Source organism: Yoonia sp. 67-2 (genome assembly GCF_035117555.1).
GTDB lineage: Bacteria > Pseudomonadota > Alphaproteobacteria > Rhodobacterales > Rhodobacteraceae > Yoonia.
This window is the reverse complement of the sequence record NZ_JAYKPK010000002.1, coordinates 1-5,000: the sequence shown is the minus strand read 5'-3', so window position 1 is coordinate 5,000 and position 5,000 is coordinate 1. Positions and strand designations below refer to the sequence as shown.

Sequence of the window (5,000 nt, the reverse complement as noted above, 5' to 3'; positions counted from 1 at the left end):
ATACCGAGGAGTAATATCCGGCAGACACACAGCGGGTGCTAACGTCCGTTGTGAAGAGGGAAACAACCCTAACCTACGACTAAGGCCCCTAATTCATGGCTAAGTGGGAAAGCAAGTGGGACGACCAAAACAACCAGGAGGTTGGCTTAGAAGCAGCCATCCTTTAAAGATAGCGTAACAGCTCACTGGTCTAATTAAGTTGTCCTGCGGCGAAGATGTAACGGGGCTCAAGCCATGAGCCGAAGTCTGGGATGCAATTTATTGCATGGTAGCAGAGCGTAGTGTGACATAGTTCCAAGCGTCCTTAATACCCTTCGGGGTATATTGGACGCAGGGAGCTTTCTGTGAAGCCGGCCTGTGAGGGATCCGGTGGAGAGATCACTAGTGAGAATGATGACATGAGTAGCGACAAAGGGAGTGAGAGACTCCCTCGCCGAAAGTCCAAGGGTTCCTGCTTAAAGCTAATCTGAGCAGGGTAAGCCGACCCCTAAGGCGAGGCCGAAAGGCGTAGTCGATGGGAACCAGGTTAATATTCCTGGGCCAGGAGGATGTGACGGATCTCGAAGATTGTTTGCCCTTATCGGATTGGGCAGGCCGTTTAGAGGTTCCTGGAAATAGCCCTCCGCTAGATCGTACCCTAAACCGACACAGGTGGACTGGTAGAGAATACCAAGGCGCTTGAGAGAACCACATTTAAGGAACTCGGCAAAATACCTCCGTAAGTTCGCGAGAAGGAGGCCCGTTCAGAAGGCAACTTTTGGGCGGGGGCACAAACCAGGGGGTGGCGACTGTTTACTAAAAACACAGGGCTCTGCGAAGTCGTAAGACGACGTATAGGGTCTGACGCCTGCCCGGTGCCTGAAGGTTAAAAGGAGGAGTGCAAGCTCCGAATTGAAGCCCAGGTAAACGGCGGCCGTAACTATAACGGTCCTAAGGTAGCGAAATTCCTTGTCGGGTAAGTTCCGACCTGCACGAATGGCGTAACGACTTCCCCGCTGTCTCAAATGTGGACTCAGCGAAATTGAATTTCCTGTCAAGATGCAGGATACCCGCGGTTAGACGGAAAGACCCCATGCACCTTTACTATAGCTTCGCATTGGCATCAGGCACGATATGTGCAGGATAGGTGGTAGGCTTTGAAGCAGGGACGCCAGTCTCTGTGGAGCCTCCCTTGAGATACCACCCTTATCTTGCTTGATGTCTAACCGCGGCCCGTTATCCGGGTCCGGGACCCTGCGTGGTGGGTAGTTTGACTGGGGCGGTCGCCTCCCAAATTGTAACGGAGGCGCGCGAAGGTTGGCTCAGAGCGGTCGGAAATCGCTCGTTGAGTGCAATGGCAGAAGCCAGCCTGACTGCGAGACTGACAAGTCGAGCAGAGACGAAAGTCGGCCATAGTGATCCGGTGGTCCCGAGTGGAAGGGCCATCGCTCAACGGATAAAAGGTACGCTGGGGATAACAGGCTGATGGTGCCCAAGAGTCCATATCGACGGCACCGTTTGGCACCTCGATGTCGGCTCATCTCATCCTGGGGCTGGAGCAGGTCCCAAGGGTACGGCTGTTCGCCGTTTAAAGAGGTACGTGAGCTGGGTTTAGAACGTCGTGAGACAGTTCGGTCCCTATCTTCCGTGGGTGTAGGATACTTGAGAAGAGTTGCCCCTAGTACGAGAGGACCGGGGTGAACGATCCACTGGTGGACCTGTTGTCGTGCCAACGGCAGTGCAGGGTAGCTATGATCGGACAGGATAACCGCTGAAGGCATCTAAGCGGGAAGCCCCCTTCAAAACAAGGTATCCCTGAGGACCGAGGTAGACCACCTCGTCGATAGGCCAGAGATGTAAGCGCGGCAACGCGTTCAGTTGACTGGTACTAATTGTCCGATAGGCTTGATTTGATCCAGTAATAGTAAGACTGGCGATAATCAGGATACATACACAAAACTACAGTCGTATAAGACTTGGAACAAACAGAACATCTCGGCAATGACCAAGGAAAGCATCCGGCAATACAACGGCGGACGCCAACCAAGGTCAGAACCGGGACAGTGCCCGAAAGCGACCCAGTGAGCCGCGCATTTGCTACGCAAACGCGCCTTGCTCACCCAGGGTCAAAACCGGGTCGTTTTGACCCTGGCGTTGTTTTTTTGGTTTGGTGGTCATAGCGCGAGCAAAACACCCGATCCCATCCCGAACTCGGCAGTTAAGTGCCGCAGCGCTGATGGTACTGCGTCTTAAGACGTGGGAGAGTAAGTCACTGCCAAACCTAATAAACAACGCCTGCTTGCATCACAGCAAGCGTATCTCTCTTACGATGCACCTAACCAACATTAGGTGCGCCACAATGGCGCGGGATGGAGCAGCCCGGTAGCTCGTCAGGCTCATAACCTGAAGGTCGTAGGTTCAAATCCTACTCCCGCAACCAACTTTAGCATTACTTATCAGTGCGTTACCAGCCACCCTCGGGTGGCTTTTTGCGTTTGCGCCACAAAACGCGGTGCTACAGCGGTGCTTTCAAAATCACCAAGCACCGCGTCTACAAAGCCAGCGCTACCGCAAGGCGCAAGCTGAACGCCTAGCCCTGCAAGTCGAGAACCTTACGCACTTTCATTGCGAGGTCAGCGCGGCGGTAAGGCTTGCTCAGCACCTCGACGCCGCGATCCAGGCGGCCCTGGTGCAGGATTGCGCTCTCTGAATAGCCGGTGGTGTAGAGTATTTTGAGATCGGGACGGATGGCCTTTGCTGCTATGGCGAGCTGCTTTCCATTCATACCGCCAGGCAGGATGATATCGGTCAGCAGCATCGAGATATCCGGGCGTTCTTGCAGAAGGGTGAGCGCCAAAGCCCCTTCGGGCGCGGTGACGACTTTATACCCGAGGTCACCGAGCTGCGCCGCAACCTGTTGAAGGATCAATGGGGCGTCCTCGACGACCAATATCGTTTCGCGACCGTGCTGCACAAGAACGTCCTCCGCCTCTAGCTGCGGTGCGGAATTGGCGCCATAATGGCGGGGGAAATAGAGCTTCACGGTCGTGCCTTCGCCAGGTTCAGAATAGACGGATATGTGGCCGCCTGTCTGTTTGAGAAAACCATAAACCATGCTCAGGCCCAAACCGGTGCCCTTGCCGACCTCCTTTGTTGTAAAGAAAGGCTCGAACACGCGGTCGATCTGCGTTTTTGGTATTCCATGTCCGGTGTCGCTGAAGGCAATGAGAACGAATTCGCCAGAGGTCAGGCTTTGTTCATGCGCGACATAGGCCTCGTTCAACCGGACATTGGACATCTCAATCGTCAATGCCCCGCCGTCTGGCATGGCATCGCGCGAGTTTATCGCAAGGTTCAGCAATGCTGATTCAAGTTGTCCTGGATCCACCTCGGTCTGCCACAGATCTTTCGGTGCGATGATCCTGATGTCGATCTCTTCCGTCAAGGTGCGGCGCAGCATTGCCTCTATGCCCGTGACGATGGCATGGACGTCTGCGACCTGAGGCTGCAGCGCCTGCTTTCGCGAAAATGCTAGAAGACGGCTGGTCAATTCCGCCGCGCGGTCTGCGGCCTTTGCGCTCATATCAGCATATCGGCGCAACGGGTTATCAGGATCAAGACTATCCTGAATTATCTCAGTGTTTCCCATGATGACGGTCAGCAGATTGTTGAAGTCATGTGCAATACCGCCCGTCAACTTACCGACGGCTTCCAGCTTTTGCGATTGCCGAAGGCGTTCCTCGCTGATCTGCAGTTGCCCCGAGATGCGGAGCAGCCGATGGACGGTCCACCATAAGAAAAGTGCAATCGCTGTCGCGCTCGTCAATATAACCGGCAGCATCGTGGTCAGGAGTTGCATGCCTGGCCGCTCGGGGTTCCATGCCAGCCAGGCAATCGCATTGCCGGACTGATCCGTTACGGGCAAGCTGACATAATTGTCGGTCGCAGCCGAGGATCGGAACGAGACGTCGTCAAGTTCAATCGGACCACCAATCTTTTGCGCCAGTTCTGCATCCAGATAGCGCACCGCGATATGCAAGGATTCCGTGCCCGGCGCTTGCACGATCTCTCCTGTATCCGAGACTATGGGGACGATGCTGATGATGGCCGCGCCGGTATCAAGTGACAAAGCGGCGACTTCTGAGACGGTCGCCAGTTCTTCATAAGGGTTGGAGAGACCCTCGCTGACATCTGCCATTTCCGCCCGCAGCGCGGTCACGAGCCGTGCGATGTTTTCAGCCCGATCAGCGTAAGCGTCTATCGATGCAACTTCCCCGCCAGCCGAGGCGAATACAGGCGTGTCAGTTTGATCGAGGATATAGCTTTCATCATGCCCGAAATACTCCTGCATCCAGGTGCCGAGATTGGCATCCATCCAGTCACCGTCACGTTGACTGGTTCGCAGAACAGCATCATCCCAGATTGTCGCGCTTCGCTGATGATCGGGCGTTGCCCAAATTTCGGCAGCAAGATTGGTCAGGGCAATTCTTTGCTGCCTGTCTGCCGCCCTGGTGTCCGCCACATGGATCGCGTTGTAGCCAAGGATCGTCAGGCTTAACGTGACCACCGCTAAAATGAAGACCAACGAACCAACGAACTGTGCTGTCAATGAGAACCGTTTGCTTGGTCTGGTCAGTTTAGGCACCCTAAAGCATGAAATTTCGGAGAGCTATTTGGAACCATTTAAGCCCAATACTCATCTTTGTTGACGAATGGAGAGCAATAAAGCAATGCCACTTCTCTCATGAGATAAATCTTGGAGAGATGTGTGTCTCTCGCGACATTGACTTCTACGGCCAATTTAACGCGCGCGGGATCTATCGATGACCACTGGTAATCCCCCCCGAAAGTAAGGGGCTGCGGAAGTAGAATTTTCTCGGCAAGATGAACGAGGAGATTTTGAATGAAGATGACCAGATATAGCGAACCCCAGATCCTTGCGATCCTGCGCCAAGCCGAAGGTGGTGTGCCGGTGGCCGAGCTTTGCCGTGAACATGGCATGAGCAATGCGTCGTTTTACA

At 54.3% G+C, this 5,000-nt stretch carries 2 protein-coding genes, 1 tRNA gene and 2 rRNA genes (1 of these 5 running past the window's edge); 4 read left to right on the top strand and 1 reads right to left on the bottom strand.

What is annotated here, in order from left to right:
* The 3 genes from VOY09_RS03315 to VOY09_RS03305 form a co-directional block, all read left to right on the top strand.
* Window positions 1-1,892 (top strand): 23S ribosomal RNA (locus VOY09_RS03315) (it extends 942 nt beyond the left edge of the window).
* A 253-nt stretch (window positions 1,893-2,145) separates the two neighbouring features.
* Window positions 2,146-2,260 (top strand): 5S ribosomal RNA (gene rrf / locus VOY09_RS03310).
* Between the two features lie 82 nt (window positions 2,261-2,342).
* Window positions 2,343-2,419 (top strand) — tRNA-Met (locus VOY09_RS03305).
* Between the two features lie 150 nt (window positions 2,420-2,569).
* Here the strand turns inward: VOY09_RS03305 and VOY09_RS03300 are convergent.
* Entirely contained in the window at window positions 2,570-4,588 is a 2,019-nt protein-coding gene (locus VOY09_RS03300; protein ID WP_322896361.1) for an ATP-binding protein, read from the bottom strand.
* Between the two features lie 294 nt (window positions 4,589-4,882).
* On the opposite strand from VOY09_RS03300, the gene VOY09_RS03295 reads away from it, so the two are divergent.
* Window positions 4,883-5,000: transposase (locus VOY09_RS03295; protein WP_323811267.1), on the top strand; the 118-nt coding region annotated here is incomplete at its 3' end.